Consider the following 15,595-nt stretch of genomic DNA (forward strand, 5'->3'; position numbering starts at 1 on the left):
GTAATATTAAGGCTTTCGGCTTAAATAGTGTTATAACCAATAAAACTGATATTACAGATGAATAAATCGAAACTTACTTTTAAATCATTGCTTCTCGCGACAGCTGCACTATCTGCTCCATTTTCATATTCAGCGCCAATTGTCGTTCCCGATGCGCCTCAGATAGCTGCTAAAGGCTATGTGCTTATTGATTTCAACTCTGGAAAGGTTATTGCCGAAAAGGAAAAAGACACCCAGCTTTCTCCTGCGAGTTTAACTAAGATGATGACCAGTTATGTTATTGGTCAAGAATTAGCTCGCGGCAACATATCGTTGCAAGACGAAGTTGTCATCAGTAAAAATGCGTGGGCTAAAAATTATCCTGACTCATCGAAAATGTTTATCGAAGTAGGCACCACCGTTAAGGTTGAGGATCTAAATCGAGGTATCATTGTTCAGTCTGGTAACGATGCTTGTGTTGCAATGGCTGAACACGTGGCAGGTTCTGAAGACGCGTTTGTTGACCTCATGAATGCGTGGGCCAATTCGATCGGCATGTCTCGTACTCACTTTGCCAATGTTCACGGTTTGGATCATAACGAGCTCTATTCAACACCTTACGACATGGCACTTCTTGGTCGCGCGCTGATTCGTGATGTACCAGAAGAGTATGCGATTTATAGCGAAAAACAATTTACCTTTAATGGCATAACACAGTACAACCGTAACGGCTTATTGTGGGATAAAAGCATGAATGTGGATGGCATTAAAACAGGCCACACAAGCAAAGCCGGATACAGCTTAGTCAGCTCAGCAACTGAAGGCAAAATGCGCCTCGTTGCCGTAGTAATGGGAACGAAGAGTGAAAATGCGCGTAAAGCAGAAAGTAAAAAACTGCTCAATTACGGATTCCGTTTCTTTGAAACCGTTGCCCCACATAAAGCTGGCGAAACCTTCGTTAGTGAGCGTATTTGGATGGGTTCACAAGAAAACGTTGCCTTAGGTGTTGCGAGAGATACTTTTGTGACTCTACCTCGAGGCCAAGCTAAAAGTCTAAAAGCGAGTTTCGTGCTAGAAAAAGAACTTACCGCACCAATCAGCCAAGGTGATGAAGTTGGGAAGCTTTACTATCAAGTCGATGGTGAAGATATCGCTGAATATCCACTACTTGCACTAGAAGATGTCGATAAAGGCGGTGTATTTAGTCGTCTAGTTGACTACTTTATCCTTCTTTTTAAGAGCTGGTTCTAAAGACTAGCGATGAACAAATTGTATTAAAAGGTCACTTAAATGTGGCCTTTGTTTTTCTTGAGATTGATCTTTTTTGAGCGTAATATGCGCTGCTAAATAAAACCTCTGGAGTAATTCATGCAAGAACAACCAACGCTTAAAGACCTGTTAGAGTTTCCTTGCCAGTTCACCTACAAGGTTATGGGTTATGCTAAACCTGAGCTACCAGAACTGGTTTTACAAGTGATTCAAAAATACGCTCCTGGTGATTACAGCCCTACGATAAAACCAAGCGGAAAAGGTACATACAATTCTGTTTCTGTAACGATTACAGCAACATCTATCGAGCAAGTGGATTCACTTTATAAAGAACTCGGTGAAATTGATATCGTTCGAATGGTTTTATAAACAAATCAGCTCATCATGAAAACAGCGGCCTTTGTCGCTGTTTTTGATTCCAATTCATACAGAGAATCTAATAGTCGAAGTACAAAAAGAAGTTTATAATGTGTTTACTTTATTAACTGTCATTACAAGGCTATCCGCTTGTCTAACATTAAAGATAATCTAATTGTTCGAAATCTTGGTCTTAACGACTACGAACCAATTTGGAAAGCAATGCATGAATTCACTGATAATCGCAATGACGAAACTGTCGATGAAGTCTGGTTAGTTGAGCACAACCCGGTATTCACACAAGGCCAAGCAGGTAAAGAAGAACACCTACTTAATACAGGTGATATCCCTGTTATTCAAAGTGACCGTGGTGGTCAAGTTACCTATCACGGGCCCGGTCAGTTAGTTGCCTATTTTCTTATTAACCTACGTAGAAAAAATATTGGTGTTCGAGAGCTGGTTACCAATATAGAAAACCTCGTTATTAATACCTTGGCTAGATTTGATATAGAATCATCAGCACGTCCTGACGCGCCCGGTGTCTATTCCGATGGTAAAAAAGTATGCTCTCTCGGATTAAGAATCCGAAAAGGCTGCTCCTTTCATGGCCTAGCATTAAATATCGATATGGATCTTTCACCTTTTTTGCGTATAAACCCTTGTGGATATCAAGGCATGGAAATGGTACAAATAAGTGAACTTGGCGGCCCTAGCAATGTTGAACTCGTTGGTGCAACGTTAGTTGAAGAGCTACTTTCCTTGCTTAACTACGAGCATGTCGACCTAATAAAAGAAAACAATAAATCATGAGCAAACCAATTCAAATGGAAAAAGGCGTCAAATATAGAGACGCTGATAAAATGGCATTGATACCAACTAAAACAGTGCCCGTTGAAAAACATGAAGTATTACGCAAGCCAAAATGGATGAAAATAAAGCTGCCTTCTGACAGCCAACGCATTCAAGAGATCAAATCTGCGATGCGTAAAAACAAACTTCATTCTGTTTGTGAAGAAGCGTCTTGTCCTAACCTAGCAGAGTGTTTTAACCACGGTACTGCTACCTTTATGATCTTGGGTGCCATCTGTACTCGACGCTGCCCCTTTTGCGATGTTGCTCATGGCAGACCAATTGCGCCAGACAATAATGAACCTCAACATCTTGCACAAACAATTAGCGACATGAAGCTAAAGTATGTTGTGGTGACTTCCGTGGATCGTGATGATTTACGAGACGGCGGCGCTCAGCACTTTGCGGATTGTACTCGTGAAATTCGAGCGAAAAGTCCTGGTATTAAAATAGAAACGCTTGTGCCTGATTTTCGTGGTCGCATGGATGCCGCTCTTGAAGTACTAAAAGACAACCCACCGGATGTTTTCAACCATAACCTTGAGACAGCCCCCCGCCTATATAGAAAAGCACGCCCGGGTGCCAATTATAAGTGGTCATTAACGTTACTACAGAAATTTAAAGAGCTGCATCCAGAAGTACCAACTAAGTCAGGACTGATGATGGGCTTAGGCGAAACAAAAGAAGAAATCGTTGACGTTCTGAAGGATCTTCGCGCCTATGGTGTAACCATGCTAACCATTGGTCAATACCTATCTCCAAGCCGCCATCACTTACCAGTAGAACGCTATGTGCCGCCTGCTGAGTTCGATGAGCTCAAAGAGATAGCATTAGAGCTTGGATTTACTCATGCGGCTTGTGGTCCCTTTGTTCGCTCCTCGTACCATGCAGATATGCAAGCCAAAGGCGAAGAAGTAAAATAACTGAGACAAACATTCAGAAAGGTGACTTAAATTGGTGATCTTTTTGTATTCGCAACGTAAATTGTATATAAGTTCGGTAACAATAAGTAATTAGTAGTGTTTTAAAAGGAATTTAGGTATGCAGAAGTTAGGTTTATTAAGTTTTTTATCACTTATCCTTGTGGGTTGTTCTACGCAAAACACTCAACAAGATAACTATTTAGATGCGTCGTTTGAGTTGTGTAATACCGAAGTAAGAACCTACTCTGTTAGCGATGATGGTCGAGTAAGGATCATCTGTGAAGATGACTCTAAGTTCACTATGAACAGTGAAGCTACTTTAGAAATAATGCGTGACATCAATATCGATTATTGTACTGGTGAGGGGCTTTCTAAGTTTAACGAAAGTCGCCGTTACTACTCGTTCCAATGTAAATCTGGCTCGACGATAAGTATCAACAAAGAATAACCATAAATTCAACACAAATAAAAACGCGAGCCTCATTTAAGCTCGCGTTTTTTATTTGCGCTTAAGATAGGGTTACTTAAACCCTATCTTATCTTACTTAAGCGTACACAGGTAATCGCTTACAGATATCTAGCACTTTTCGTTTCGTTGCTTCAATAACCGTTTCGTCGTTAATGTTATCTAAAACGTCACACATCCAGCCAGCTAAAACCTTAGCATCTTCTTGCGTAAACCCGCGGCGTGTAATTGCAGGAGAACCGATACGAATACCAGAGGTAACAAATGGACTACGAGGGTCATTAGGCACTGAGTTTTTGTTTACAGTAATGTTGGCCGCGCCTAATGCTGCATCCGCTTCTTTACCTGTAATATTTTTATCAATTAAATCGACAAGGAATAAGTGATTTTCTGTTGAACCAGATACAATATTGTAACCACGTGCAATAAATTCAGCCACCATCGCTTTTGCATTCGCAATAACACGCGCTTGATATTCTTTGAATTCTGGCTCCATTGCTTCTTTGAACGCAACCGCTTTCCCTGCAATGACATGCATTAGAGGACCACCTTGGCCACCTGGGAATACCGCTGAATTCAGTTTCTTATACATGTCTTCGCCAGCGTTTGATAAAATCAAACCACCACGAGGACCTGCAAGTGTTTTATGCGTTGTTGTTGAAACAACATGAGCATGCGGTAACGGTGTTGGGTATACACCAGCGGCAATCAAACCCGCAACGTGCGCCATATCAACAAAAAGATACGCGTCTACTTTATCAGCAATTTCACGCATACGTGCCCAATCAACAACCTGAGAATAAGCAGAGAAACCACCGATAATCATTTTAGGTTTATGTTGAACAGCTAGCTGCTCCATCTCGTCATAATTGATTTGACCAGCTTCATTGATACCATAAGGGATAATGTTGTAATGCTTACCTGAGAAGTTTACTGGTGACCCGTGAGTCAAGTGACCACCATGTGCCAAGCTCATACCTAGCACGGTATCGCCAGGCTTTAATAAAGCCATATAAACGGCACTGTTTGCTTGTGAGCCTGAGTGAGGTTGCACGTTAGCGTACTCACATTCAAATAACTGGCATGCACGATCAATTGCAAGCGATTCAGCCTTATCTACATACTCACAACCACCATAATAACGCTTACCCGGGTAACCTTCGGCGTATTTATTGGTTAACTGAGATCCTTGAGCTTCCATTACTCGTGGACTGGTGTAGTTTTCTGAAGCAATTAGCTCGATATGCTCTTCCTGACGAAGAGTCTCTTCCTGTATTGCAGCATATAGTTCTGCATCATAATCAGCAATGTTCATGTCACGCTTTAGCATCTGTATCTCCTGACTCAGATAATCTGAAATTCTAAAAAACCACACATCCAACCAACGCAAACGTTTACGCTAGTGTACTAAGTGGCGATATTCTACATAATTTGATCTATATCAGAAAGCAACTTAAGCAAAATAATCATGTAATTTTTTCATCTTCCATTTGAATTAAGTTCATATCAATAAATGAAAGAAATCTGTCAACACTAAACTGTCAACTTCTTCCTTTACAGTATGTAAAGTGTAACTTACACACTGTACCTTCAAATTTAGCCTCCAAGCTACCGAAAATACAAATTTTTATCTACTATTCTCACCATTAAATACCACAAAAAAAGAAAAATGATGCAAAAACACTCAATAAGGGAAGACTGGATAGCGATACTTACCGGTACGTTTTTAACGGCTCAGGGCATATTTTTTCTTCAATCTGCAAATCTCATTACTGGAGGAACGGCTGGCCTTTCGTTGCTATTAAGTCAGTTAATACCATTTAGCTTTGGTACCTTCTATTTTTTGACAAATATTCCTTTCTTTGTCTTAGGTTGGCAGCGGTTTGGCGCTCAATTCGCTCTTAATAGTATTGTCTCATGTGGGCTTGTTTCACTGTTTGTCGATCACTTAGATAGGGTGATCAACATCGAGTCATTAAACGACATATATTGTGCCATTGCCGGCGGGTTATTGATGGGGCTAGGTATGTTGATTTTATTTAGGCACCGTTCAAGCTTGGGTGGTTTCAATATTTTTTGTCTGCTTGTGCAAGATAAAACGGGCATTTCTGTTGGTAAGACACAGCTCGCCATTGACACCACTATTTTATTCTCGTCTTTCTTTTTTATAACTCCAACGATATTAGCCATATCAGTACTCGGTGTTGTTGTACTAAATATTGTATTAGGGATGAACCATAAACCATCTCGCTATACGGTAACCTATAGCTGAGGGTAAGGTTACGAATAAAGATAAACATTGTGCTGTTAGTTTTTCTAAGTAAAGTAACGTAATACTAACGACTTATTTGGATTAACAGCATGGATGCCACGTTAAATACTCATCATTTCGACCCAGTTGAATTTAGAAAAAAACTGCACCGTCAACCAGAACTATCAGAGAAAGAAAAACAGACATCCACCATTATTTTTGCACAATTGGAAGACTTCGGATTATCACCCATCGGTCAGATAGGTGGATACGGCATAGTCTGTACTGTTGATAGTGGCAATGAAGGTGACACAACCTTGCTGCGAGCAGATTTCGATGCCTTACCTATCTGTGAAATAGCACAACATGACCATGTATCCGAATACTTGGGCGTGATGCATGCCTGTGGGCATGATGGCCATACGAGTTCGCTTTTGTCAGTTGCCGAACATATTTCAAAGCACCCGCCTAAAACAGGTAGAGTGATTCTGTTATTTCAACCGGCAGAAGAAACCGGAACAGGGGCTCTCTCTATGCTTAATGATGAACAGTTATTATCATTAAAGGTTGATAATGTTTTCGCTTATCACAACCTGCCCGGTTACCCACTCAATCAGATCCTGATAAAAGAAGGAACATTCGCCTGTGCTTCTACTGGCGTATTAATCGAATTTGAAGGAAAAACCTCTCACGCAGCAAGGCCTGAAAATGGCCTCAGTCCATGCCACGCAATGGTCGAAACCGTTCAGTATCTGCAAAGCATTTCACAACAATATCCAGATGCATTCAGTTTGGTCACAATAGTGCACGCTAAGCTTGGAGAAGAGGCGTTCGGTATATCTCCTGGACATGCAAAAGTAATGGCAACCATGCGCAGTGAGTGCAACCAGACCTTCTCAAGCATGAAAGCTGATCTGCTATCGATGCTAGACAAACTACAAAAAGAGACAGGGATTAATGTAAAAGTAGAGTGGGATGAACCATTCAATGCGGCCATCAACTCCACCAAACATAGCCAGCTAATTTTCCAACAAGCTAAGCTCCTAGGTATGTCAGTAGTAAAGCTTGATGAACCCATGCGTTGGTCCGAAGACTTTGCCGAATTTCTACTCAGGTGGAATGGTGCGTTGTTCTGCATTGGCAGTGGTGAATCTCATCCTGAATTACACAACCCAGATTATGATTTTCCAGATGATATATTGAAAACAGCCAGCCAAATGTTCGTTTCAATTATTGACCGACTGCATTCTAATTAAGAACCGAAGTACTCTAGGGTCTGTTATTCTTTCGAGGTTATTTTGCAGCGAATTGTTAAGAGGTCTTTGCTTAGAATGACTAAACTACAAACCTCTCACCGCGATTAAAACGCTTTTATCTCGAACAAAATGTGACCACGAAAGATCAACAGACCCTAATGGTTGATTAAAACAACTCGTGTTTCGTAGGGTCGTAATGACAACTCTCTTTCAACAACGAGGCAGAGAACATCACTATAATTACCTATCAAATACTGCGCATTAACCAAGTCAATATGTCCTGGTAATGCACATTCTGTTGGTTCTGTGTAGTAATTATTTACGCAGATAAGCGTCTGTTCTTTGTTGCGACGTGCATAGCAGAAAATCTGTTTGTCATCAGGCATCAAATCTACATAATCACCGTCAGTAATTACCTGAATGTTTTTACGCAGCGAGAGTAGCTTCTTATAAAAATGAAACACTGAATCAGGTGAGCTGACCGCCAAATCAGCATTGACTTCAACGTAATTTGGAGCAATGCCTAACCACGGATTTGCTTTAGAGAATCCCGCAAACGCCTTGTTATTCCATTGCATCGGTGCCCTAGAATTATCTCTCGACTTGTGAGACAGAATATCCAACATAGCGTCCATATCAACACCTCGTTCGTTAACCATGATGTCATAGATATTGGTACTTTCTACATCACGATATTGCTCTATCGAAGTGTACTTCGGGTTCGTCATCCCGATTTCTTCACCTTGATAGATATACGGTGTTCCTTGCATCATATGTATAGAGGTAGCCAGCATTTTGGCGGATTCAATTCGGTACTCTGTATCATTACCTAAACGGCTGACGATACGAGGCTGATCATGGTTACACCAAAACAACGCCCCCCAACCTTTCCCGTTCAACCCTCTTTGCCAATGATTAAATATCCGTTTTAATTCTATAAAATCAAATGATGTTTTAGTCCATTTATCACCGTTGTTATAGTCAACTTTCAAATGATGGAAGTTAAACACCATAGACAACTCTTTCTGATCTAAGGATGAGTACTGCTGGCAGTGTTCCAGATTGGTCGATGACATTTCTCCCACGGTTACACTACCGTATTTCTGAAAAACATCCCGGCTGATCTCTTGAAGGTATGCGTGTACCTTAGGTCCATCGGTATAAAAACGACGCCCATCACCAGCATAATCATCAGGGAAATCTTGTTGTTTAGATATCAGGTTAATGACATCTAAACGGAATCCATCTATACCCTTTTCTGCCCAAAAACTGATCACATCTTTAACTTCTTGACGAACTTTAGGGTTTTCCCAATTCAAATCCGCTTGTTCTTTAGCAAATAGGTGCAAGTAATATTGATCTGTTTTCTGGTCTAGCTCCCACGCATTGCCGCCAAACTTGGATTCCCAATTGGTTGGGGCTTGCCCTTCTATTGGGTCCTTCCAGATATAGTAATCTCGATACTCACTCTCTTTGTTACCAAGTGCAGCTTGAAACCACTTATGTTCTGTTGACGTATGATTTACGACAATATCCATGATTATACGAATACCTTTTTGATGCGCTATAGCAAGCAATTCGTCAAAATCGGCCATGGTTCCAAATTCTGGGTTGATAGCGTAATAGTCTGAAATATCATAGCCATTATCTATCATTGGAGACTGATAAACCGGCGTCAGCCAAATAGCATCAACGCCCAAAAGTTTAAGGTAATCAAGTTTACTCGTTATGCCTTTTATATCCCCAGTACCTTTTGATCCACTATCACAAAAGCTTTTAGGATAGATTTGATAAATTGCTGCGGTACGCCACCACTCTGCCGTATTCATAATCATCTCTCTACATTATCTTTACAAAAACGGAGTGGCCAATCTGACCACGCCAAAAGAGCTTATGCACTAGCGACTTCTAATTCGCCTTTTAACTGTGCTCGTTTGTAGAAAAATAGAGTCAATGTTATAGGTAGTAAGATGGCAACCAACATGGCAATGGCGTATATCGTCCAGTATTGAGGTTGAATAGAAAGGATTCCGGGTAAGCCACCAACACCTATCCCGTTAGCCATTACGCCAGCACTACCACAAATTGCCGCTGCAACCGCTGACCCAACCATCGCACTTAGCATTGGGAATTTATACTTTAGATTGATGCCGTACATTGCAGGTTCTGTTACACCTAAATAGGCAGAGATTGCCGCTGGCACAGATATATCACGTTCACCATTTTTACGGCTGATGATGATGATACCGACGACCGCAGAAGCTTGTGCAATATTAGAAAGTGCGATAAGTGGCCAAATCGGTGTTCCGCCAAGCTCTTGCATCAATTGCAGGTCAACTGCATTAGTCGTATGGTGAACACCCGTAATAACAAGTGGCGCGTACAAGAAGCCGAATACCATAGCACCAAGTATGGCGAAATCGCCCGTCATCGCCACTTTCGCTGCAAACGCGACACCATTACCTATAACGCGTCCAAAAGGACCAATTAGGGCATGCGCAAGTACGACCGAAAGAATAATAGACACAAACGGTACGACAACAAGGTACAAATACGATGGGACAATTCGCTTAAGATTTGTTTCAATGAAAGCCAGTGCTACACCTGCAAGCATCGCTGGGATAACCTGAGCTTGATAACCTACTTTTTCGATAACAAACAACCCAAAATCCCATACCTCTGGAGCCGCTTTACCTATCATGTAAGCATTCATCAGTTGCGGTGACACTAAGGTAACACCAAGTGTAATACCAAGTATCGGTGTTCCACCTAGCTTCTTAACCGTGGACCAACAAACCCCAACAGGGAGGAAGAAAAATATCGCTTCACCGATCAACCATAAAAACGAATGTACCGTCGCCCAAAACTGACTGATCTGCGTTAGGGTTTGGCCATCGAACATCTTGATGTCGCCAATGACATTCCTAAAACCTAAGATCAAACCACCAGTGATAATAGCGGGTAGTAGAGGCACAAAAATTTCGGCTAAATGGGAGATGCCTCTCTCTAAGATATTCATATTTTGACGAGCCGCCACTTTTGCTTCATCTTTCGACGAGGATGACTGGCCCGTCATTTCGATTAGTACTTTATATACCTCATCGACTTCCGTTCCAATCACAACTTGAAATTGACCCGCATTAGTAAAGCAACCTTTTACTATTTTTAAGGCTTCTAGACCTTTAACATCTGCGATTTCAGTGTCTTGCAATACAAAGCGTAAACGCGTTAGACAGTGACTTACACTGGCTATATTATCTCCACCACCTACTAACTTTATAAGACGTGCAATATCTTCTCTTGCAATATTACTCATTATTCTCACCCTTTTATAACTTATTAAAGTCTATACCAAACCCCAAAAAATTAACGCTTACCATCACCGGTATTGGGGTTGAAAAATAAACCAAATTATTAATGGGAACATTCCCACTTACGGCAAGTATAATGCCTCACTATATGTAAATATAAATGGGAACAGTCCCATTAATTGAGCAAAGTCACACCTGTTCTTATTTATATCAATATAAACAATAGGTTAAATATTCTGGTTAATTAATTGGGATTTGAGTGATATGTTTTTCAGTTTTATCCCCTAAAAGCTGAGATATCAGCATGTTAGCGGCATAACGGCCCGCTTCCTCATAGCCAGGGTCAACGCTAAACGTGTTAGGAAAAAGAAAGGAAAGTAGTTGGTTGCCACCCACACCAGTCACCATCACTTCATCGCGTGATAGTTCTTGTAATCTTTTAATTACACCTAAGGCTAAGGTGTCACTGGCACAAGCAATCGCTTGAGTTTGCTCGTTTAAAATTGAATCGACCTGTTGGTAAGCACTTTCGTGACTCAATTGTCCGGTGCTATAACAAGGCGTAATGCCGTTCTTTTTACACCAATCTATATAGGCATTTAGACGGGTCTCACCGGTTGATTTATCACTTATATCAACACCGATATAAGTAACTTCCGATAATGAATGGTTCTTTATATGCTCCAGTGCTTTAATAATCACACCCGCGCTATCGTAATCGACCGACGAGATACCTTCCACATCCATAGCAATGACGACGATTTTGCTTTTCCATTCAACTAGACGGGAAATATCACAGCCAGTAAAACCAAAAAGGATAACACCATCAACATTTCGCTTTTTAAGTACGTCTAGATGATCGTTGGTTTTATCTTTATCAAACTGACTCTCCATAATAACTACATCGTAACCGGCACTATAAAGTGTATCGAGAATACTACTGACGGCTCGATTTTCGGAAGGAGAATCGAGCCGAGAAATAATGACACCTACAACCTTTTGGCTGCCTCCGCGCATAGACTGTGCTGATTTTGACGGCACATAACCAGAATCTGCAATTATCTTCTCTACCCGTTCACGGGTATCAGGCTTCACTTTAGGATCATTGGTTAACACACGAGAAACCGTTGACTTACCAACACCAGAAAGTTTCGCAATATCATGAATAGTCAGTTTTTTTGTTGGCATCAATTCATTACCTGATCGCAGTTCACAACCGTATCAAAACTAAGTGTCAACATAGCTCGTGTCCCCTTTAGCCAAAGCAACAATTCACGTTCTGTGTTTTGATATTTGCTTCCAGAAGCCGCTGGAACTTGTTTTAGTGCGATACGTTTATGCGCCATGACTATTTCTGCTGTATTTTCGTCTATAGTTGACACCGTAAACTGCGTTCCGTTATTGCAAACATAGAAGGGTTCTACGGTAGAACTACATCCAACCAACACCATAATTATTGAAATAAAAAACCACTTTATATTCACACTAAAACCTTTATATCTGTTCAAGGTATGCTGGTACGTCTTTAATACTGTTAAGTACAGTCGAGGCAATAGACGTTCCCTTGTCTGTCACTGGTTTTCCAGTTCTGACTAATATTTTAGTACCAACACCAGCTGCTTCCGCAGCCATCATGTCTTCCGCTTTATCACCGACCATAACCGAGTTCTTCATGTCGATCTTTAAGAAATCGCGCGCAGAAAGAAACATACCAGGTTTGGGTTTACGGCAATCACAATCTTGCTTATATTCACCAATTCCATGCTCTGGATGGTGCATGCAGTAATAGATCCCATCGAAATCAACGCCATTGTCGACGAAGTTCCAATCCATCCACTCAGTTAATGAGAGAAACCGGTCTTCGCTAAACAACCCACGGGCAACACCGGATTGGTTCGTGACCAAAACCAAAAGATACCCCATCTGTTGTAGTTTTTGGGTCGCTTCAAAGACACCGTCGATGAATTCAAAATCATGCTCATCATGTACGTAACCATGATCGACATTAATCACACCGTCTCGGTCTAAAAACACAGCAGGTTTAACCAAAGCGTTATCCTCATTAGATATTTAGATCGAAATTATTGCACGCTTTGCAGCGCTAATCACCATTTATCCTCAAATAACAAGGTTCGTTTCGTGTCGTTTTATTGCGTTTAGAACGTCGTAACACCCAAATAACACGCTGCAAATAGAGCTACAGACGTCTAGACGTAAAAATATCTATTGACATAAAAACGTGATGGCCCTAGCATAATCTACAGTTTAGAAAGTTAACCATTACTTTATTCTAATTATCCTGATTAGGTTTTATTACATGATTAAAATCAGCAACGTTAACAAGGTGTTCTATCAAGGCGAAAAAGAAATACACGCCTTAAAAGAGATAAACCTAACCGTTCCACAAGGCAACATATTTGGTGTTATAGGTTCCTCCGGTGCAGGAAAAAGTACACTTATCCGTTGTGTAAACATGTTAGAAGCCCCTACACAGGGTAACGTTGTCGTTGACGGAGTCGATTTGACTCAGTTATCTAAATCAGAGTTAAGCGAAGCTCGTCGCAATATTGGTATGATATTTCAACACTTTAACTTGCTCTCTTCTCGCACTGTTTTTAATAATATTGCCCTTCCTCTAGAGCTTGCAGGCATAAGCAAAGAGAAAATAAACGCCAAAGTTTCCGAGTTACTATCTTTGGTGGGACTAGAGGATAAGCGAGACACCTATCCAGCCAATCTAAGTGGTGGTCAAAAACAACGTGTCGCCATAGCAAGAGCGTTAGCATCTGACCCTAAAGTCTTGCTATGTGACGAAGCCACCAGCGCGTTAGACCCAGCAACTACACAATCAATTCTTGAATTACTGAAAGAGATCAACCGTAAACTGAACATAACGATTCTACTCATTACTCACGAAATGGACGTTGTTAAAGGCATATGTCATCAAGTCGCTATCATAGGAGACGGTGAACTTGTCGAAAAAGGCACGGTTGGTGAAATTTTTGCTCACCCGAAAACAGAACTTGCGCACAGTTTTATTCGCTCTACGTTAGACCTCTCTATTCCAGAGGATTACCAATCTAGGCTACAGCCAGATCGTATTGACGGAACGCATCCGCTCGTCAGGCTTGAATTTACTGGAGAGACAGTAGATGCCCCGGTTATGAGCCAGATTTCTCGTCAGTTTAATATCGATGTCAGTATCTTAAGTTCCGACCTAGATTACGCAGGTGGTGTTAAGTTCGGAATGATGGTCGCTGAGTTATTTGGCTCAGAAGAAGATGACAATGCAGCGATTAAATTTTTAGAAGAACACAAAGTTAAAGTAGAGGTGCTTGGTTATGTCCTTTGATTCTATTACTCAATGGTTAAGCTTCAATAGTGGTCTATTATTGGGCGCCACAGGTGAAACGCTCTATATGGTTGCCGTTTCTGGATTAGTCGGATTTGCAGTAGGTATTCCGTTAGGTGTTATCTTACACATCACCAAAAAAGGCGGGCTTGCGGAAAACACCAAATTAAATGGTGGCTTAGGCGCTGTTGTGAATATTGGCCGCTCAGTACCATTTCTAGTCCTAATGGTCGCTATCATCCCAGTAACAAAGCTTTTAGTTGGTACGTTTATCGGCACAACAGCCGCCATCGTTCCTCTGACCATAGGTGCGATCCCCTTTGTTGCCCGTCTAATTGAAGGCGCATTACTTGAAGTCCCGGGTGGCCTTGTAGAGGCCGCACAATCTATGGGAGCAACACCCATGCAAATCATTACTAAGGTACTGCTTCCTGAAGCTCTGCCTACCATAATCAATGCAGTCACTATCACTTTAGTCACACTAGTAAGCTACTCAGCCATGGCGGGTACTGTTGGTGGTGGAGGTCTAGGTGACGTCGCCATCCGCTACGGCTTTCATCGATATGATGTTGTCATCATGGCGGTCACCGTGGTGATGTTGATAGTACTGGTTCAAATAATTCAATCGATAGGTGATACATTCGTCCGTCGTGTAGACCACAGATAATAATAATCACAACAAACTAAGGAGAGGTAACATGAAATTTAATCTTAAGAATTTACTCATAACAGCAACAGCGGCATCAGCTCTGGTATTGGCAGGCTGCGGTGACAAAGAAGTGGATAGCAACAAAATAAAAATCGGTGTAATGGCAGGTGCAGAAGCTCAAGTAGCTGAAGTAGCGGCAAAAGTAGCAAAAGAGAAATACAATTTAGATGTTGAACTCGTCACGTTCACTGATTATGTTACGCCAAATGCTGCACTTGATGATGGTTCTGTAGATATCAATGCGTTCCAGCACAAACCTTATCTTGATCAACAGATTGCTGACCGTGGCTACAAACTTGCTATCGCTGGTAACTCGTTTGTTTATCCTATTGCTGGTTACTCTAAGCAGGTGACATCCGTTGACCAGATCGCTGATGGCTCACGTATCGCGGTCCCTAACGACCCAACTAACCTAGGTCGTTCATTGCTACTTCTTGAGCAACAAGGGTTGCTTAAACTACGTGCCGATACTGGCCTTTCTGGCACCATTCGCGATATCGTAGAGAATCCTAAAAACATCACTATCGTAGAGCTAGATGCAGCGCAACTTCCTCGCTCACTTGACGATGTTGCACTATCAATAATCAACACGACCTATGCGAGCAGCATCGATCTAACACCAGAGAAAGACGGCATATTCGTAGAGGACAAAAAGTCTCCATACGTTAACCTGATTGTGGCTCGTACTGACAATGTCGATTCAGAAAAAGTACAAAACTTCGTAAAAGCGTACCAAACAGATGAAGTCTATAAAGCTGCATCTGAGATCTTTAAAGGTGGTGTAGTTAAGGGTTGGTAATAACCACTTTTCATTACCGTTTTAGACTCGATTAATAAAAAGCCGAATGATGCATCACATCAGTTCGGCTTTTT

General features: G+C 41.4%; 16 protein-coding genes. 10 read left to right on the top strand and 6 right to left on the bottom strand.

Going from position 1 to position 15,595, the window contains the following annotated elements; translation table 11 throughout:
• Window positions 1–57: 57 nt before the first annotated feature.
• The 5 genes from L3V77_RS13320 (at window position 58) to L3V77_RS13340 (ending at window position 3,825) form a co-directional block, all read left to right on the top strand.
• Window positions 58–1,230: a serine hydrolase gene (locus L3V77_RS13320; protein WP_275134579.1), complete on the top strand. Its 1,173-nt coding sequence runs from the start codon at window positions 58–60 to the stop codon at window positions 1,228–1,230.
• A 117-nt stretch (window positions 1,231–1,347) separates the two neighbouring features.
• On the top strand, window positions 1,348–1,617 hold the full coding sequence (gene ybeD / locus L3V77_RS13325; RefSeq protein WP_195704074.1) for a DUF493 family protein YbeD: 270 nt from the start codon (window positions 1,348–1,350) through the stop codon (window positions 1,615–1,617).
• Window positions 1,618–1,764: 147 nt separating this feature from the next.
• On the top strand, window positions 1,765–2,415 hold the full coding sequence (gene lipB / locus L3V77_RS13330) for a lipoyl(octanoyl) transferase LipB (RefSeq protein WP_275136769.1): 651 nt from the start codon (window positions 1,765–1,767) through the stop codon (window positions 2,413–2,415).
• Window positions 2,412–3,377 carry a lipoyl synthase gene (gene lipA, locus L3V77_RS13335; RefSeq protein ID WP_275134580.1) on the top strand — a complete coding sequence of 322 codons (966 nt, stop codon included), beginning with the start codon at window positions 2,412–2,414 and terminating at the stop codon, window positions 3,375–3,377. Before lipB ends, lipA begins: the two co-directional genes overlap by 4 nt.
• 118 nt (window positions 3,378–3,495) lie before the next feature.
• Window positions 3,496–3,825 carry a hypothetical protein gene (locus L3V77_RS13340; RefSeq protein WP_195704076.1) on the top strand — a complete coding sequence of 110 codons (330 nt, stop codon included), beginning with the start codon at window positions 3,496–3,498 and terminating at the stop codon, window positions 3,823–3,825.
• Window positions 3,826–3,922: 97 nt separating this feature from the next.
• Here L3V77_RS13340 and glyA read toward each other — a convergent pair whose 3' ends face one another.
• Window positions 3,923–5,173: a serine hydroxymethyltransferase gene (gene glyA / locus L3V77_RS13345; protein WP_275134581.1), complete on the bottom strand. Its 1,251-nt coding sequence runs from the start codon at window positions 5,171–5,173 to the stop codon at window positions 3,923–3,925.
• A gap of 342 nt (window positions 5,174–5,515) precedes the next feature.
• Between glyA and L3V77_RS13350 the strand changes: the two genes are divergently transcribed.
• Together L3V77_RS13350 and L3V77_RS13355 are read left to right on the top strand one after the other, a co-directional pair.
• Window positions 5,516–6,115, top strand: coding sequence for a YitT family protein (locus L3V77_RS13350; protein WP_275136770.1), 600 nt, complete (start codon window positions 5,516–5,518; stop codon window positions 6,113–6,115).
• Window positions 6,116–6,204: 89 nt separating this feature from the next.
• On the top strand, window positions 6,205–7,350 hold the full coding sequence (locus tag L3V77_RS13355) for an amidohydrolase (RefSeq protein ID WP_275134582.1): 1,146 nt from the start codon (window positions 6,205–6,207) through the stop codon (window positions 7,348–7,350).
• 155 nt (window positions 7,351–7,505) lie between these two features.
• On the opposite strand, the gene treC is transcribed toward L3V77_RS13355, so the two are convergent.
• The 5 genes from treC to gmhB all read right to left on the bottom strand — a co-directional run bounded on the left by treC (window position 7,506) and on the right by gmhB (window position 12,710).
• The gene (gene treC, locus L3V77_RS13360; RefSeq protein ID WP_275134583.1) at window positions 7,506–9,185 is read right to left on the bottom strand and encodes an alpha,alpha-phosphotrehalase; all 1,680 of its coding nucleotides are present in this window, start codon (window positions 9,183–9,185) and stop codon (window positions 7,506–7,508) included.
• 56 nt (window positions 9,186–9,241) lie between these two features.
• Window positions 9,242–10,666, bottom strand: coding sequence for a PTS trehalose transporter subunit IIBC (gene treB, locus L3V77_RS13365; protein WP_275134584.1), 1,425 nt, complete (start codon window positions 10,664–10,666; stop codon window positions 9,242–9,244).
• A gap of 235 nt (window positions 10,667–10,901) precedes the next feature.
• Window positions 10,902–11,849 carry a trehalose operon repressor TreR gene (gene treR, locus L3V77_RS13370; RefSeq protein WP_275134585.1) on the bottom strand — a complete coding sequence of 316 codons (948 nt, stop codon included), beginning with the start codon at window positions 11,847–11,849 and terminating at the stop codon, window positions 10,902–10,904.
• The gene (locus L3V77_RS13375) at window positions 11,849–12,043 is read right to left on the bottom strand and encodes an MliC family protein (RefSeq protein WP_275134586.1); all 195 of its coding nucleotides are present in this window, start codon (window positions 12,041–12,043) and stop codon (window positions 11,849–11,851) included. Before L3V77_RS13375 ends, treR begins: the two co-directional genes overlap by 1 nt.
• A gap of 112 nt (window positions 12,044–12,155) precedes the next feature.
• Entirely contained in the window at window positions 12,156–12,710 is a 555-nt protein-coding gene (gmhB, locus tag L3V77_RS13380; protein ID WP_275134587.1) for a D-glycero-beta-D-manno-heptose 1,7-bisphosphate 7-phosphatase, read from the bottom strand.
• A gap of 268 nt (window positions 12,711–12,978) precedes the next feature.
• Between gmhB and metN the strand changes: the two genes are divergently transcribed.
• From metN to L3V77_RS13395, 3 genes are read left to right on the top strand one after another with little or no spacing between them, the layout of a single operon-like run.
• The gene (gene metN / locus L3V77_RS13385) at window positions 12,979–14,013 is read left to right on the top strand and encodes a methionine ABC transporter ATP-binding protein MetN (protein ID WP_275134588.1); all 1,035 of its coding nucleotides are present in this window, start codon (window positions 12,979–12,981) and stop codon (window positions 14,011–14,013) included.
• On the top strand, window positions 14,003–14,680 hold the full coding sequence (locus L3V77_RS13390; RefSeq protein WP_275134589.1) for a methionine ABC transporter permease: 678 nt from the start codon (window positions 14,003–14,005) through the stop codon (window positions 14,678–14,680). Before metN ends, L3V77_RS13390 begins: the two co-directional genes overlap by 11 nt.
• Window positions 14,681–14,711: 31 nt before the next feature.
• Entirely contained in the window at window positions 14,712–15,521 is an 810-nt protein-coding gene (locus L3V77_RS13395) for a MetQ/NlpA family lipoprotein (protein ID WP_275134590.1), read from the top strand.
• The last annotated feature ends 74 nt before the right edge of the window (window positions 15,522–15,595 follow it).

The organism is Vibrio sp. DW001, assembly GCF_029016285.1.
Lineage (GTDB): Bacteria > Pseudomonadota > Gammaproteobacteria > Enterobacterales > Vibrionaceae > Vibrio.